Origin of the sequence: Pedobacter xixiisoli, assembly GCF_900215335.1 — a bacterium.
GTDB classification, from domain to species: Bacteria; Bacteroidota; Bacteroidia; order Sphingobacteriales; family Sphingobacteriaceae; genus Pedobacter; species Pedobacter xixiisoli.
Genome location: NZ_OCMT01000005.1, coordinates 176,803 through 192,826, shown reverse-complemented (window position 1 = coordinate 192,826; position 16,024 = coordinate 176,803). Strand labels below are relative to the sequence as shown.

Here is a 16,024-nt window from a genome sequence, read left to right as displayed (position 1 = left end):
GTACTCGTTAAAAATACAACGCGTAACATTTAAAATACAGTGATCTGTAAAACGTTATTTTAATTTGAATACCTAATTATGACTTAAAAAATTTAATTTTAGCAAAGCTGATGGCTGGCTAGACTAATCTCTAACCACTAATAATTGATTTCTGAAACAGATGAAACATTTTTTGCTCCTTCTAATTACTTGTTGCCTATCATCCACTATATGGGCTCAAAACAATACGGACGAGGCATTAGCCTATCAATATTACCAGCAAGCTGATTACGAAAAAGCTGCGGTGCTGTTAGAAAAACTATTTAACGGTACTAGAAATGACGGTTATTTCGACTTATATTATACTTCTCTCCTAAAAATAAAAAAATACGACGAGGCAGAAACTTTAGTTAAAAGATTGATTAAGCAATCGCCACAAAAATTAACCTACCAAATTGCATTGGGAAGAATTTATCAGGAAAGTGGCAAAACTGCCCAAGCTGATAAAATTTATCAGATAGCTATACAAAACATCCCTAAAAACGAGTTTATGTTCAGGGAATTAGCTAATTCTTTCTATAGGTTTGAGGCTTATGATATGGCTGTGAGTACTTTTTTACAAGGCAGAAAGGTATTGAACGATGAACAGGTTTTCGCCTTCGAGTTATTGAGTATCTACCGTTTTAAGAAAGACAAGCCAGCGTTAATTTACGAATATCTAAATGCGCTACCTGCCAATCCTCAACTTTTGCCTCAAGCACAAAGCATACTTGCCAATCTTTTCGAGAGCAACAACGATTATCAAGCGCTACAATCAGCCCTGCTAAAAAAGATTCAAAAAGCTCCGGATAATGAGATTTTCACAGAATTACTCATTTGGCAATTCATACAGCAGCAAGAATATGAAATGGCGCTCCGTCAGCTTATTGCACAAGATAGACGTACCAAAACAGCAGCTAATCTGCTATTTAACACTGCCAATACTTTTGTGGCCAACAAAGCTTATCCTACCGCAATTAAAGCTTACGAATATTTGATTACCAAAGGCCCAGAAAATGAATTATACCTTCCATCAAAGATTCAGTTGATTAATGCAAAATATGAGCTGGCCATGCAAGGCAAAACGGATCAAATAGCTATCAAGGCATTGGCCAATGAGTTTTCGCAAATCATTACGCAATATGGCATCAACAATCAAACAGTTTTTGCACTAAAAAAACTGTCTCACTTACAAGCCTATTACCTTAACGATTTATCTGCCGCCGAAAAAACTCTAGAGCAGGCTTTAAAAGTTCAAGGTTTACCAGCCATGGAAATTGGGCAGTTAAAAATAGATTTGGGCGATATTTATGTACTGAACAAACAACCTTGGGAGGCGGTACTTATTTACGAGCAAGTATCCAAACAGTACGATAATTTACCTGTAGCTAGTGATGCCCGTTATCGTTCGGCAAGGCTTTCATTCTATCAAGGCAACTTCAAATTTGCTAAATCGCAGGCCGATGTATTGAAAGCCTCAACATCTCAGTTAATGGCCAATGATGCCTTAAATTTAAGTCTGTTGATTTCAGACAATCTGCAGAGCAAAAACGACAGTTTAGCGCTAATGATGTATGCAGATGCAGAAATGTTGCAGTTTATCAACAATAATACAGCAGCGTTAAAAAAATTAGACAGCATCGATATTGCCTACCCTAAAAATAGTTTGGCAGATGATATCTTGATGGCGAAAGCAAAAATCTTTATCAAAAACAACGATTTCTCTCAGGCAGAAACCAATCTTAAGCAATTAATTTCTTCGCATTTGACTAGCATTTGGATAGATGATGCCATTTTTACCCTTGCAGAACTGTACGAAAGCAAACTCAACAACACAGAGGAAGCGAAAAAACTATACCAACAACTCATTACTGATTTTCCCGGAAGCATGTTGAATGCCGAAGCTAGAAAAAGATACCGGAACCTACGTGGAGAGACCGTTTAGTAAAGCTACTTTAGTCTTTCCGCTTTAGCCTTTATAGAGTATCTTTGCCACATGTTATTATTTAACGTTACTGTCATTGTAGAAGAAGCTTCAGCAGCAGATTGGTTATCATGGATGAAGGAAGTCCATATCCCTCAGTTAATGGAAACAGAAAGTTTTGTTTCTCATAGACTTTTGAAAATTGTAGACTCTCCAAACGAAGGAGTAAGCTATTGTGTCCAGTTCATTGCTGAAAGTGAAGAAAAACATCAATCTTTTTTGGCTTTACACGAAAAACAGTTTATCGCCGACATATACGCAAAGTACCCCAATAAATTAGTTGTATTTAGTACCTTAATGGAATTTGTAGCATAAATTATGAACTTAATAGAAACACCAATAAACGACCTTTTTGTATTAGAACCTAAAATCTGGAAAGACAGTAGAGGATATTTTTACGAAAGCTTTAGCCAGAGAGTTTTTGACCAAGCAGGCATCGCAGTAAACTTTGTACAAGATAATCAGTCGTTTTCTCAAAAGGGAACTTTGAGAGGATTACATGCACAAGCAAATCCGTTTGCGCAGGGCAAATTAGTAAGGGTAATACAAGGCCGTGTGGTAGATGTTGCTGTAGATATCAGAAAAGATTCTGCAACTTATGGGCAACATTTTGCCATTGAGCTAAGTGGCGAGAACCATAAACAATTATGGGTTCCACCAGGATTTTTGCACGGTTTTTTAACTTTAGAAGATAATACTATCTTCTGCTACAAAGTAACCAATTACTACGATAAAGCTTCAGAGATTGGCATTATGTGGGATGACGCAACCATCAATATCGATTGGGCTTCTTACTTAGACCCTAGTAATTTCTTATTATCAGATAAAGATCTGGTATTAGCTGATTTCGCTTCTTTCGACTCGCCGTTTTAACATGAAAGCCACAGCTATACAAATCAACTTTGTGCAGCTGTGGCTTTTTATTCCTATAAACTTACGAAGTTTAAATTTAACAGTTCAAAAACTTCGTAAGTCTTCAAGCCTCTAGGTTACTGTTTAATCAAATTGTATAGTTCATCCAATTTTGGAGAAAGCACAATTTCAATCCTACGATTTTTGCTTCTACCGTCGGCAGATGTATTTTCTGCCAAAGGTTGAAACTGGCCTTTACCAGTAGCCGTCATTCTTACACTCTCTACTTTTTGTTCTTCTGTAAGAAAACGAACCACAGAAGTAGAACGTAGTACACTCAAATCCCAGTTATCCTTAATTTGCCCCAAATTGCTTATTTTCTGCGAATCAGTATGACCTTCTACCGCAATATTAATATCAGGCTGTTGTTTTAAAACTCCTGCTAATTGCGTTAATGCTTGTTTACCTTTCTCATCGATAATAATACTACCAGAAGGGAACAGTAACTTATCGGTTAATGAAACATAAACCTTTCCATTTTTCACTTCTACAGTTAAACCGCTTTTAGTAAAGCCCAATAATGCCTGCTGTAATTTTGCTCGTAATTGATCGGTAGCCTCATCGCGTTTACGCAATATCTCCTCTACTTCCTTTAAACGTTTTTCACGCTTTGCCAAATCACCTGTTAACTTGTTAATTTCAGAAGAGCTATTGGTTCTTAATTTCGAGTAATTTGCATCTAAATCAGTGTACCTGTCGTTTAGTGCAGCCAATCTGTTGTTTAGCGCTGCAGTATCTGCTTGCAAACGTTTAAGTCGTTGCTCCAAACTTTCATTATTTACCTGCGATGTATTCCATCCTGTATTTAACGAATCTTGTTTGGCTAAAAGCGATTTATATTTCTTGGTAGAAAGCACTACACAAGAACTAAGCGTAGCGGCAACTAGAAAAAGAGCGATAAAAAGGTTCAGTTTTTTCATCTGTGTTAATGTATATGGTTTATTATTGAGATACAGCTTTTCGTAAAAATGTAATGAACGGCTGTACGGCTTTGAAGGCATCCGTCAGCTTATCCACAATATCATTTTTGTAAAATTCTTCTTCTTTTAAAGGATAGATAGCAATGAAGCTCTTCAATCTAAGATACTCAATCATTGGGTGATCCATTTCATAGCCTTTTGGTGCTTTTTTCAAGGTATCATCTTTGCTTAGTGAGAAAATAGCCTTATAGTCCTTGCCATTAATAGCTTCTAAAAATTCATTCCCACTGTAATCTATTTCCTCACGGATACTTTTCACCACTTTACTTTCTGGCATCCAAAAACCTGCACCAAAGAAACAATTATTTGGCTCTAAATGTAGGTAATAACTCGGAGTGGTTGGGCCGTAACCTTTCACATCGAAAGCGATGCCATAGTTTTTCTTATATGGATCTTTGTTCAAACTGAACCGAACATCTCTGTAAATTCTCAGCAGACATTTCTTGGGTTCAGTATCTGCAGAAAACTCTGAATCTATTGCAGCAAGCTCTTTAATCAATGGAGCGGTTAAGGCAAATAAATCTAATTTAGCATCTTCATACAGATGCTTATTTTTAGCAAACCATTCTCGGTTATTATTCTCCGCCAGTTCGCGTAAAAAGTTTAAAGTCGATTTCTTAAGCATAAAATTATCTCATCAGCAATTGCAGCCAATGTAGGAAATTAATAGGTATTTCAATAAATTTTAAAGGTATTTAACAGTAGAATTTAGGCTACGTTTGGTGTGCTTTTCTTACGATAGCTAGTATACCAAACCATTCCTACCACTCCAGCTAATAGAAATGGAGCCGCTAACAAATACAAAACACCGGTGTTTAGCCCCTTAGTTTGTGTATTGCCATTCTTTACACCCATTTCTGCATTTGCAGTACACATCGCACATTGTGCCTTTGCTTCTGGTTGTGCAGCAATCATCACAAAGATGAAAAGTAGAATGGATAGTGCCTTTTTCATGATGTAAAGGTAAGGGAAAAATAGAAAAAATTATTTCATACGTGAGTAAAGTTTCTATTTCTTAAAAAAGAAACCCCTCAACCGAAGTTGAAGGGCTCGAACGTATAATTAACTATTGACTATCTTGTTTATGTTAAAGTATGACTACCTGACTAACTCAATCTTGGTACCTATCAAATATTAGAAATAAAGACAAACCTACCCCTAGTGTCAATTCCAAGTAATTAACAATTTGGAGGCTTGAATTTATGAACAAAGGATATAAACCTATGAGCAGCCAAACCGGTCCCATTAACCAGATTAGTTTTATTCTGTATTTTTTAGTTTTTCTCATTTGGAAAAGTTTTAATAAAACATAGTCGTAATACAGTTAGTTCTTAATCATTCTTCCGTAATAAAAGTTGCTTGGATCACTCACTTTATACAAACCACCTATGTTACTAACAGTAGGATCGCTACTAGGAACCCAATCCATTTTAAATGAAGGACTAGTTGTAAAGTAGTTTTTTATAGCTGTAGTAACCCATCCATTATTCCAGTTTGTATTAGAAACCGAAGGGATATAATTGGATAGCGTAATTACATCGTCAACAATGGTGTAGGTATAAGAAGCATCAGCTAAATATCTGGTAGTACCAGATACGAACCAAACCTCTAACTTGGCAGTTGTAGCATTTATTAATCTAAATTGCATAGACTCCATAGTAACATTATTTAATGCGTAATTTGCAATTTGAGCCGACCATAAAGTGTTCCAGCCAGATGTAATACCTGCCGGAAGTACGCTACCCGTTATCATTATTCCATTATAAGTACCGTTATAAGCAAAAACCGTTTTAAACTCAATTAGTGGAATAGGATTGCTTTTGATAATATATTCCTTACCATTGCTATCAATTAAGATTAAAGTCGCTGCATCTTTCCAAACAAATTTTGTAAAAGTAATACCTTGGTAAACTAAAGGTGCACCTAAGATATCCGCTCCATTAATGGTTAATCCAAATTTCCCAACAGCTGTAGATATCTTTCCATCAGCTAAAGGGCCAGCAAAACTCACCCTTTTACCAGTAGCTAAAGTATTATTAAAGTCAAGAGAAAGACCTACTTTCAACTGCGTGTTTCCAGCAGTATACTCTATGTAAGGGTTTTTTGTAGCAGTGAAAAAATCCTTAAACTTGTCAATCGCAGTTTTATACCCCCCATTTTCATAAGCAGTTTTTTGTGCGGCGGTAGCTTTGACCATTTTCATCACCTGTCCATACTTTTTACCGGTCAAGACTAGCGTGTCAGCAGTCGATTTCGTGAATAAAAACTCTATGTCACTTTTATAACCGGAACCTGCAGCACCGCCAAATACGCCTGGCACAGGATCAACCAGTAGCGAGATATAGTTGAAAGTATCAAAAATTAGTTCTGTACCTAGTACCGCTTTCAATCTGTAGGTAGATGTTGCAGATGTTGAAATAGCCGCAGCATTTAAATCGCCTAACATTTTTACATTTTCAGCAGCATCGAAAGACATGTAAAATCCGTAGCCACCTCCAGCAGAAGTGGGTAAGGTTGCAATCCAACCATTCTGAGCACTGAGCAAAGTAGTTTTTGCTTCACTTACAGATATACTCAACCTTTCCTCAGGTTTTTTATCGAAAACTTCCACATTCGATTTTTTGCAGCTAGCTAAAATGGCCAGCAACGCAACTAGTATTAATATCCTTTTCATGTATTACTTCAGGGTTATAGGTCCATAAAAATAGTTAGTCGGTGTACCTTTCTCATAGAATCCAGCAAATGTTCTATACAAAGGATTTGTTGATGTAATACCTACTGGCAACCAATCTGCTACAAATACTCTATTCACAAAATAAGGCAGCAAATATTGTTCAAAATATGGTTTGAATATTGTAAGCTGACCATTATTGTGTGCCGAAGTGGTACCTTCAGGCATTGTTTTTACAAAAATAACATCTCCAGTTGCCGCATTTACATTAATACTAAAATCATAGTCTGCTGAATTTGCTGCATTAGAAGCATTCAAATAATTTACACGTATTGTCATCGTAGTTGCTGATGTGAAAGTGAATAACAACGATTGAGGGAAACGTCTATTAGCTACTACGCTCTGTGTTTCTACAGCATTTTTAAAATTGGTCCAAGCAGTATTAAAAGTTGTAGAGCTTCCATAAGTAGTGTAGTGTGTTGCTGTTGGGTTAAAGGCCAAAGTACCAACCCTATTGTTTTTCAAATAGTTAGAAAAAGTCTGCGTATTATCCGCAGGGTCAGTAGCACCATAAGTATTTTTCAAGACACTTTGCACCTCTATTTGCAATTGCTTAAAGTCTATATTAAAGTAATCCTTGTAATATGCATAAACCAGTTTTTCTTTTTCACGCAGCTTTGCGGCTGCTGCTGGAGTAGCTGAGACCAAATAGTTATCAAAATACACTTGCCCTTCTACTAAGAGGTGAGCAACCATTTCTGCAAAATCTTCCCCGAATGAACTTCTAGCATACCGAGAAATAAAACCAAGGTCTCTAGATATCTCGGCGGTATTAGCTGATGATGTCCAATCTGCATAATAATCTGCTTTTGAGACTTGCTCAAAGGCTGGAGGAATAACAATGTTTTGGTTCAAAATATGCGTAAACTCATGATGAATGGTTCTTATCTTACGCTTTACATCACCTGCACTCGTAAAATTCAAACTGTTCAATTCGTAAAGAATTACAGTTCTTCCTGCATCTGCAGAGCCTAAAGTTACCGAACCATTGGTATTATAAGATGGAGATCCATATAACACAAATTGTTTAGGCGTATATTTTTTAATAAAGCCTTTACCTGCTAGTTTTTCAAAAGGCTGTAAAAAGCTTACCAATACAGCATTCATCATTGGCTGTACCTTTTCCACAGAAACAGGTGACAAATCTCGGTTCACATCTGTTAAATTTCTTTCGAATCTATAAACAGTGGATATGTTGTAAGGATCTTCTAAATTCGTTTTTAGCCAAGTATCAATTGGTCCTTTAACATAATCATCAGTATTGAATTTTGACAAATCCACTTCTAAATTCTCATTCTTTTTACAAGAGAAGAATAAGACTAGCATCATCAATGCTAAAACTTGATATAATGTCTTTTTCATAATCTAATTTATCTAGGATTTAATTCCACTCCAGCTATTTGAGCCTCTCTCGGAATTTGAAACATTCTTCTGTTATCAGTTGGAGACAGAGTCATAAAAGTTTCTGTACCATCTACAGCTAAAACATTATGTCTAACTGGTAAGTGATGCCTTAAGATATCCATCCATCTCATGCCTTCACTCATCCAACCAATTTGCTTAAACTGCAACACAGTCTTCAAAAGAGCATCTTTATCGTCAGTTACATTAAAGTAAGCCTTAGCTTTATCAATAGTAACGGCATGTGTAGTAGCGTTGTAATTTGCAATCCGTACCGATGCAAAAAGATTTAAATCAGCTAAGCCCTCATTAAATTGGCCTTTTTGGATGTAAGCTTCGGCCCTATTGATCAAACCTTCATCTGTCAAGAAAAGGGGTTGCATAATATAGGGAAAACCTATACCGGCAGCAACATTGGTATAATGAAAATATTCTTTTAATGTGTAAGTAACATAGTTATTATCAGACCATCTTAATCCCTTATTCACAAACCTTGCGCCCGTAACAGTAATACCATTATAAATATTTTGGAATATGGTAGTTCCAAATCCGTAACGGGTAGTACCTCCAACAGTATTTCTTTGATAAGTAGAGTAAGTTTCTCCTAATAAAATATTGTAATTTTTATCAGCTTTCGTTATTTCCGTTCTAAATTCTTCAGAAGTATAGTTTTGTAAAGTAGTATTCCATGGACGTTGATTGTTTACGTAATTTCCATTAGCAACAACCAAGTTTGAATGTCCAATTACCTTGTCCCAGTCACCTTTAAACAAGTAAAACCTTGAAGCAAAAGCATTGGCTGCCGCTGGAGTAAAGTGATATTTAGGCACTTGCCATGTACCACCTGATAACAAAGGTAGACCTTCTGTTAAATCTTTCTCTATTTGAGCATAAACCGAAGCAACCGTACCTCTCGAATACTGAGGCAATGTAGTTGTTTCTGGCTTTAACATGTAAGGTATTCCAGGCGAATCATTAGCTGCACCTATAGTATATTCCTTCGCAAAAAAGGTAACCAACATAAAATGAGCATAAGCCCTTGCTATTAAAGCTTCTCCTTTATATTGATTAGCACTAGTACCAAAATTATTTTTTTCAATGGCATCTAACGCTTGGTTAGCATTATTTATAGCCTCGTAACATCCATTCCAATATTGAGTTGGAGTATTATTGCCAGTATCTTCAATATCTTTCCAATTATACAGACTTACAAATGGTTCATTAAGATGGCCAACGCCGAAGCCTTTATCCACCACATTATCTGAATAGGTTTCCGTCATCGCTAAATAATTGTATTTAGGGTATGCAGAAACTATTAGTTGTCCAACTTTCTCAACCGTGTTAATTTCGGCTCTCATGTCAGGATTTTGATCTAAGTATTTCTTACAAGAAGAAAATAATAAACCAGCTCCAACAAGTGCTATTATATATTTTTTATCAAATCTCATGTTTCAAATAATTAAAATCCAACTTTTAATGAAAGAGTATATTGTCTAGGGATAGGCATTGCAACGCCTCCATTGTTGAAAAACTCTGGATCAGCGCCATTTAAAGCTTTATCAGAATACAACAATGCTATATTATTACCTACAAAAGATATTTGAGCGTTAGATAAACCCAGTTTTGACGAAAACTTTGCAGGTACCTGATAAGCCAAGCTAATATTCTTCAACCTTACAAAATCACCTTTTGCTACTCTTTGATCTGAATAGTTATATGCATTATAAGGATATACCGCATTTACTACTGTACCATCTGGTCTAGTAACTTTTGCTGCTGCAGTAAATCTATCCAATATAGCTGGTATGTTGGTAAATTGCTCGTCTCCAGGCATCAACCATCTATTTAAAATATCTCGAGACATCGCTGTCATGTCATTATATGTCGCTGTAACTGTAGGCTGCATCCTTACATAATTTCCCATCGAAAATGTAAATAATGCAGAAAAAGTAAAGTTCTTATAAGAGACCTGATTCCAAAAACCTCCCGTGAAAGTCGGATCAACTGGACCATGGTAAACCAAACTTTCCACGTTAGTATCCTGCAATTGAATTTGGGTTTCATTTCTACGTCCATTAAGACCTACAAATGTTGGATAACCGTATTGAGGATTTAAGCCATCAAACTGAATAGAAAACAGTCCTCTTTGCGGATATCCTTGTTTTGGAGCACCTTCGGCTCTAACTAAACTCCAAATATTTTGATTTACGTCTAAGCGTGTTACCTCATTTTTATTTAAACCAAAGTTGAACTGAGTTCTCCATCTAAAAGCAGCAGTTTTAATCGGGTTCCCAGCTATAGTTAGCTCTACACCATTAGCTTTCATTTCGCCATAGTTAGCAAACTTAGTAAACTGGCCTCCAATACCTGAGGTCCTGATAGGTCCAATAAGGTCAAAGATATTGCGTTTATAGTAATCGAATGTCAGGTTAATTTTGTTGTTAAAAAAGGTCAAATCCGTACCTATATTCAACTCATAAAGTTTCTCCCAGGTTAACTCAGAATTCTCTAAGCTAGAAGTATAAATTTGCGACTCTTTTTCATTTTCATAAGGCCTATAGGTAACCCTATTATAAAAAACAGATGTTGAATTTGTAGCTGCACCTAGACTTCCCACTAGTCCATAGGTTGCTCTCAACCTAGCTCCAGAAACATAAGGCTTAATGCCTTCAAAAAAACTTTCTTGGTCTACATCCCACGCTCCAGATACATTCCATGTTGGCAACCAACGTGCAACTTTTGATTTACCCATTAAATTAGAACCATCATTACGTACAGTAGAGTTAAAGCTGTATCTGTCTTTATATGAATAGGCTACTCTACCCATCATTGCCAAAAATCTATCATATCCTAACCCCATACCAAAATATGGATTACCACCTTCTATAGCTTTCTTAAAGTATCTATAATTAGGATTAACTAGTCCTCCGTTATCATACTGATAACCAACACCATCAAAATTACTGTTTTGACGATCTGTGTATCGCATTTCGTAAGATGCAAATACGTTTAGACGGTGATCTTCTCCGAACTTAGAGTCGTATTCTAGGTTATTTCTTAAATAATAGTTTAAAATATTATTATTACTAGCATTAAAAAATCCACCTTCAGGCAATATTACTACTGCAGGCTCATTCGGATGATCTGGATCTTTATATAGTAATATGTTGGCATCATTTACAGCTGGATTCGGATTAGCTCTGAATGCCATTGCCATATTTGAGTTACTTGTAACGTAATGTTGTCTTTCTGAACGAGCATAACGATATGCACCATCAACAGAATATGTTAGTTTTGGCAATATTTTATACTTCACCCCTCCTTGCACTTTGATATCAAGCATTTTTAGCGACAAGTAGTTATTATCTAATTCATTTAAAATATTAAATGGAGCATAAGTTCTTGTAAAGTACTCCAAGTTTCCATCAGCATCATAAGGAGTTAATACTCTACTAGTGTTTAGTGCATAAGAATATGGATTAATATCAAAATCTCTAGAATATTGACCAAAAACGGGATCAGACTGCCTGGTAAGTGTACCAGGAGATTTTTGATCACGAATTGAAGCATTAGCCAACAACTCCACACTTAACTTTTCATTTAACTGAACAGTACTTCGAAGGTTTGCAGTAAAACGTTTTACATTATCTCCTAAAGTTTGTCCGCCATCGTGAGTGTAGCTTGTCGAAAAATAATTTTGCACTTTTGCGGTTCCACTATTAACGCTTAAAGAATGCTCTTGTAATAGAGAGTTTTTAAACAACACATCAAACCAATCAGTGTTAGCTCTAGCATATCGGTCTAAAAAGTTCAATCGACTTTGCAAATTATTTTTCAAACCGAATGTATCGGTATTCGGATCATATTCATACATCTGGTTATACATTTTGTTAAATACACCACCATTTGCAGAATTGGCCAATGAACTATGTGAGTAGTACCCTTTATTTTCCATCTCCAACAACACCGACATTTGCTCAGCCGAATTCATAATATCGAAATTATCGTATGTTGGCTTAAGATAAGTGGTAAATGTTCCTGAGTAATTGATATTAGCTTTACCTTCGGTATTTCGGCCTTTTTTAGTCGTTACAACAATAACACCATTCATCGCCCTAGCACCATACATAGCCGTTGCCGCCGCATCTTTAAGAATTGTAAATGATTCTATATCATCTGGATTTAGACCAGCTACTGAAGAGCCTATAAGTGTATTTGCATCACCAGTTGATAACGCTTCATTGGAGATATTTACCACATCCTCCAAGATAATACCGTCAACAACCCATAAAGGCTTATTATCACCAGATAAAGAAGTAGCTCCACGAACACGGATTTTAGGCGCTGCTCCAAATGTACCTGAAACGTTTTGAACAGATACACCTGCAGCCTGCCCTTCTAGCATTCTCGAAATATCAGGCACACCACTTCTTTCTGAATCCTTCGCACTAATTTTAGTAGTTGATCCAGTAAATAACTTTCTATCTAAATTTTGATAACCCGTAGAAACAATATTTACCTCTTTTAGCTGAGAAGCATCCTCCTCTATAGAAACGTCTATTTTCGTTCTACCATTAACTCCCAGTTCTACCGTTTTATGCCCAATATATCTAAACACCAATACCGCATCCTCTGGTGCTGTAATTTGATATTCGCCTTTTTCATTGGTAATTACGGTAGTGTTAGTACCTTTAATCGTAACACTAACACCTGGCATTGGTAAACCATCTCCCTTGCTTTTTACGACACCTGCTACTTTTACTGCAGCAAAATAATCTATAATCTTATCAATAAATGACTTTTCTTTCTGCTTTACAAGAATTGTCATATCCTCAATAATATACGTAAGGTCTTTACCTTCTAACACTTTGTTCATCACATCCTGAACCGATTTGTTCTGGAATCCTGCATTTACTAAAGTGCTACTCTTGATTTTGTTAGTAGATAGCAATACGTCGTAACCGGCTTGCTTTTTTATCTCTTTAATGATTTTTTCGAGCGTAACCTTTTTATCTTTTATAGTTACCGATTGACCAAACGAAGCAGCACTCACTTGCACAAAAGACACAAGTAAAATAACTGTTACTAACTTCATCATAAGCAATAATTTTGGTACATAACCAGGGTGGTTACATAGAAGTTTGGTATATTTTCTATACATTTGATAGTCTGTTTTTTACGCGAAATACAACTTTGTTTAAGTTCTAAATTGCATCTCGCAGTTAATCCAATAAAAATTGATTTCCAAATCGATTTCCGGTTAAACCGGAGGGCAAACAGATAACGAAAAGGGGTGTTCCAGCATCCCTTTTCTGTTTACTGCAGAATGCAGTATTTAAGTAATTGTTTTATTCTTCTTCATTCTTAATAGTTTTTGGTTAGTTGATAAATAATTGTTAGTTCTTTTTTAACTAAAAGTTGGTTAATCTTCTAGTTTGCATTCTTTTCTTTAAATACGATGACTTTATTTTTTATAATTTCAAATCTCACTTCTCCAGTTTGCTCGAATTTCCTCAAGACTTTAGATATATTGTCGAAACGGCTAATACTGCCGTAATAAGTTACATCCTTCGCCTCTTGATCGGCGTATTCAATTTGCACATTGTACCATCTAGCAATTTTCCTCATGATACTTTCCTGCTTCTCATTGTTAAACATGAAGTATCCGTTTTTCCAATCAATTGCCTCATCTACATCAACTTCTTTCACATCAAAAGCTTTTTCTGTTAATATAGATTGTTGCCCAGGCTTTAAAATTTCACTTCTATTTCCATTAGAGAATAAGTTCACCCTCACGCTTCCTTCTAAAAGGGTCGTTTTTACAGCAGTTTCATCTGCGTAAGAGTTGATGTTAAAATGTGTACCCAAAACTTCAACTTCTTGTTTTCTGGTTTTTACCACAAATGGGTGAAGTTTATCTTCGGCTACCTCAAAATAAGCTTCGCCTTTAAGCTCTACTACTCGCTTTTGCCCCTTAGAAAAAGAAAGTGGATAAGTAAGAGAGGAGGCTGCGTTTAGCCATACATTAGAACCATCTGGTAATTTTATTCGCCACATGCCTCCTTTTGGAGTTTCAATTGTGTTTACGGCATTGTCATCTTCATTGGTTTGCCCAGTTTCAGAAACGGTATACACTAATTGCCCATCAGCTGTTTTCGTGATTGAAAGTCCCGCTTCTTTGGCCACATCGCCGTTATTAATATCAGTTAATGAAACTTTACGCCCATTTGCCAGTACCAACACAGCCTTATTGCTACCAGGTAAAGCATCAGAGGCATAAGTATGTGTTTTTGCCCCGCTTAGGGTTTCAGTATTCTTATAGAAATAAATAGAAGAAGCAACGACCAAAATGACTGCAGCGGCGGCAGACCAACGTAAAAATGAAAATTTAATAGTTTTCTTTGAACCATCCTTATCTTCAAAAGATAAACGCTTTTGAAATCTTGCGACGGCTGCATGCTCATCAAACGAATCAAGTACACTAGATTGACTAGACAACAACCAAACCTTCTCTATTTCTTTAAAGAAAGCTTCATTTTTAATCGATTGCGATCTAAAATCATCTACAGAAGACTTTAATTGTAAATCTTCTGGGTTATTTAGATACATAGCAATCAATTCCAGTATTTCTGGTTTGCCTGTCATTTTGTTTGTTTAGTTATATCCCTAAGACAAACGTGATTCAAAAAACCCCTAGTTATTTTTCACTTTTTCCTTAAAAAAAGAAAAAAACCTTTAAAACATTTAAATGAGACGATTTAAAATTGCTTTCTTTATTGCTCAACATCGCCTCTCGTAAGATTTTAAGTGCATTTGAAATGTGATTTTCAACAGTCCTTTCAGAAATATTAAGCTTTAGGGCTATCTCTCTATATTTCAGTTTTTCGAATCTATTTAACTTAAAAATTTCTTTGCATTTTGGTGGCAACTTCTCTATTTCATCAAATAGCATTACAATTAATTCATTCTCCTGATCAATTTCTTCAGTTTCTGTTTCGCTAAAATCTCTAACTATTTTTTGATGATGATACTCTAAACTTTTCTGTCTATTTACATAATTAATAGACTGGTTAATCACCGATCGATAGAGATATGACTTAATCGACTGAATATTATTTAAATCTGCTGAGCGTTCCCAAATCTTCACGAAAACATCTTGGACGATTTCTTCGGCGACTTGTATATCTTTTACATATTTATCACTTTCGATAAGAAGTTTCTTAAAAAACAGCGTATAGAAATTGGTGAAGGTAGTAATATTACCTACGCCCAGCATTTTTTTTGCCTCTTCTATGTTCCCGTTTCCCTGCACTTAGAAATTATTTGCTTGTTAGTAATTCTAAGATAAGAATTATAGCAACTTTAGCACAGAAATTTTACAAAAATACGTAAAAAGTGCAGAGGATTAAGTTGTAGCTAAAAATGGGTGTATACTAATTAGCGTAATAAGGCGAAATCATTAAGTAAACAATAACACCAGTTACTGCTACATATAACCACATTGGAAAAGCAATTCTGGCAATTTTTCTATGTTTATCAAATCTTTGCGACAACGCTTTTACATAGGTAATTAGCACAAATGGAATAATGATGATTGACAATAAGATATGAGTGATTAAGATCAAATAGTAGATGTATTTGATAGCGCCCTCTCCTCCAAACTTAGTAGAATCTGAAGTCATATGATAAGCTACATACATCCCTAAAAAAAGTACCGACAAAACGATGGCAAACTTCATTAGGTTTTCGTGTAGTTTACGTTTACCATTTTTGATGGCCCAAACAGCGGTAACTAGTACTACAGCGGTTACGCCATTAATTGCGGCGTAAATTGGAGGCAAAAAGCTTAATGGCTGTACGTCGTAACCTAGCTTCCTTAAGTTCACACCAAACAAAACAGCAACCACTACTGGAATGGCTATGGAAAGAATCCAAATCCACTTGTTATATTTTTGTTCTATGGTATTTTCTAGTTTGCTATTTATATTTTCCATCTTT

At 35.8% G+C, this 16,024-nt stretch carries 13 protein-coding genes; 3 read left to right on the top strand and 10 right to left on the bottom strand.

Going from position 1 to position 16,024, the window contains the following annotated elements:
- The first annotated feature begins 160 nt into the window (after window positions 1-160).
- From CRO54_RS20440 to rfbC, 3 genes are read left to right on the top strand one after another with little or no spacing between them, the layout of a single operon-like run.
- Complete coding sequence (locus tag CRO54_RS20440) at window positions 161-1,963, top strand: tetratricopeptide repeat protein (protein WP_097133968.1); 1,803 nt, start codon at window positions 161-163, stop codon at window positions 1,961-1,963.
- A gap of 51 nt (window positions 1,964-2,014) precedes the next feature.
- Window positions 2,015-2,317, top strand: a complete 303-nt coding sequence (locus CRO54_RS20435; protein ID WP_097133967.1) for a DUF4286 family protein — start codon at window positions 2,015-2,017, stop codon at window positions 2,315-2,317.
- A gap of 3 nt (window positions 2,318-2,320) precedes the next feature.
- Window positions 2,321-2,875, top strand: a complete 555-nt coding sequence (gene rfbC / locus CRO54_RS20430; protein WP_097133966.1) for a dTDP-4-dehydrorhamnose 3,5-epimerase — start codon at window positions 2,321-2,323, stop codon at window positions 2,873-2,875.
- 116 nt (window positions 2,876-2,991) lie between these two features.
- Here rfbC and CRO54_RS20425 read toward each other — a convergent pair whose 3' ends face one another.
- From CRO54_RS20425 to CRO54_RS20380, 10 genes are all read right to left on the bottom strand, one after another.
- On the bottom strand, window positions 2,992-3,834 hold the full coding sequence (locus tag CRO54_RS20425; protein WP_097133965.1) for an OmpA/MotB family protein: 843 nt from the start codon (window positions 3,832-3,834) through the stop codon (window positions 2,992-2,994).
- A gap of 22 nt (window positions 3,835-3,856) precedes the next feature.
- Complete coding sequence (locus CRO54_RS20420; protein ID WP_097133964.1) at window positions 3,857-4,519, bottom strand: DUF2461 domain-containing protein; 663 nt, start codon at window positions 4,517-4,519, stop codon at window positions 3,857-3,859.
- Window positions 4,520-4,602: 83 nt separating this feature from the next.
- On the bottom strand, window positions 4,603-4,848 hold the full coding sequence (locus tag CRO54_RS20415) for a hypothetical protein (RefSeq protein WP_097133963.1): 246 nt from the start codon (window positions 4,846-4,848) through the stop codon (window positions 4,603-4,605).
- 370 nt (window positions 4,849-5,218) lie between these two features.
- Complete coding sequence (locus CRO54_RS20410; protein ID WP_097133962.1) at window positions 5,219-6,568, bottom strand: DUF4302 domain-containing protein; 1,350 nt, start codon at window positions 6,566-6,568, stop codon at window positions 5,219-5,221.
- 3 nt (window positions 6,569-6,571) lie between these two features.
- The gene (locus tag CRO54_RS20405; protein ID WP_097133961.1) at window positions 6,572-7,987 is read right to left on the bottom strand and encodes a substrate import-associated zinc metallohydrolase lipoprotein; all 1,416 of its coding nucleotides are present in this window, start codon (window positions 7,985-7,987) and stop codon (window positions 6,572-6,574) included.
- 8 nt (window positions 7,988-7,995) lie between these two features.
- Window positions 7,996-9,474, bottom strand: coding sequence for a RagB/SusD family nutrient uptake outer membrane protein (locus CRO54_RS20400; protein ID WP_097133960.1), 1,479 nt, complete (start codon window positions 9,472-9,474; stop codon window positions 7,996-7,998).
- Window positions 9,475-9,485: 11 nt separating this feature from the next.
- Window positions 9,486-13,121 (bottom strand): SusC/RagA family TonB-linked outer membrane protein, encoded by a 3,636-nt coding sequence (locus tag CRO54_RS20395; RefSeq protein WP_244904303.1) that lies wholly within the window; start codon window positions 13,119-13,121, stop codon window positions 9,486-9,488.
- Window positions 13,122-13,456: 335 nt separating this feature from the next.
- Window positions 13,457-14,671, bottom strand: a complete 1,215-nt coding sequence (locus CRO54_RS20390; RefSeq protein ID WP_097133959.1) for a FecR family protein — start codon at window positions 14,669-14,671, stop codon at window positions 13,457-13,459.
- 70 nt (window positions 14,672-14,741) lie between these two features.
- Complete coding sequence (locus tag CRO54_RS20385; protein ID WP_097133958.1) at window positions 14,742-15,338, bottom strand: RNA polymerase sigma-70 factor; 597 nt, start codon at window positions 15,336-15,338, stop codon at window positions 14,742-14,744.
- A 121-nt stretch (window positions 15,339-15,459) separates the two neighbouring features.
- Window positions 15,460-16,020, bottom strand: a complete 561-nt coding sequence (locus CRO54_RS20380) for a DUF420 domain-containing protein (RefSeq protein ID WP_097133957.1) — start codon at window positions 16,018-16,020, stop codon at window positions 15,460-15,462.
- Window positions 16,021-16,024 lie beyond the last annotated feature (4 nt).

Excerpts from the sequence above, each read along its gene's own strand:
- CRO54_RS20415 (WP_097133963.1), bottom strand. The coding sequence starts at position 4,848 with ATGAAAAAGGCACTATCCATTCTACTTTTCATCTTTGTGATGATTGCT.
- CRO54_RS20410 (WP_097133962.1), bottom strand. The coding sequence starts at position 6,568 with ATGAAAAGGATATTAATACTAGTTGCGTTGCTGGCCATTTTAGCTAGC.
- CRO54_RS20390 (WP_097133959.1), bottom strand. The coding sequence starts at position 14,671 with ATGACAGGCAAACCAGAAATACTGGAATTGATTGCTATGTATCTAAAT.
- CRO54_RS20400 (WP_097133960.1), bottom strand. The coding sequence starts at position 9,474 with ATGAGATTTGATAAAAAATATATAATAGCACTTGTTGGAGCTGGTTTA.
- CRO54_RS20380 (WP_097133957.1), bottom strand. The coding sequence starts at position 16,020 with ATGGAAAATATAAATAGCAAACTAGAAAATACCATAGAACAAAAATAT.
- CRO54_RS20425 (WP_097133965.1), bottom strand. The coding sequence starts at position 3,834 with ATGAAAAAACTGAACCTTTTTATCGCTCTTTTTCTAGTTGCCGCTACG.
- CRO54_RS20420 (WP_097133964.1), bottom strand. The coding sequence starts at position 4,519 with ATGCTTAAGAAATCGACTTTAAACTTTTTACGCGAACTGGCGGAGAAT.
- rfbC (WP_097133966.1), top strand. The coding sequence starts at position 2,321 with ATGAACTTAATAGAAACACCAATAAACGACCTTTTTGTATTAGAACCT.
- CRO54_RS20395 (WP_244904303.1), bottom strand. The coding sequence starts at position 13,121 with ATGAAGTTAGTAACAGTTATTTTACTTGTGTCTTTTGTGCAAGTGAGT.
- CRO54_RS20435 (WP_097133967.1), top strand. The coding sequence starts at position 2,015 with ATGTTATTATTTAACGTTACTGTCATTGTAGAAGAAGCTTCAGCAGCA.
- CRO54_RS20440 (WP_097133968.1), top strand. The coding sequence starts at position 161 with ATGAAACATTTTTTGCTCCTTCTAATTACTTGTTGCCTATCATCCACT.
- CRO54_RS20405 (WP_097133961.1), bottom strand. The coding sequence starts at position 7,987 with ATGAAAAAGACATTATATCAAGTTTTAGCATTGATGATGCTAGTCTTA.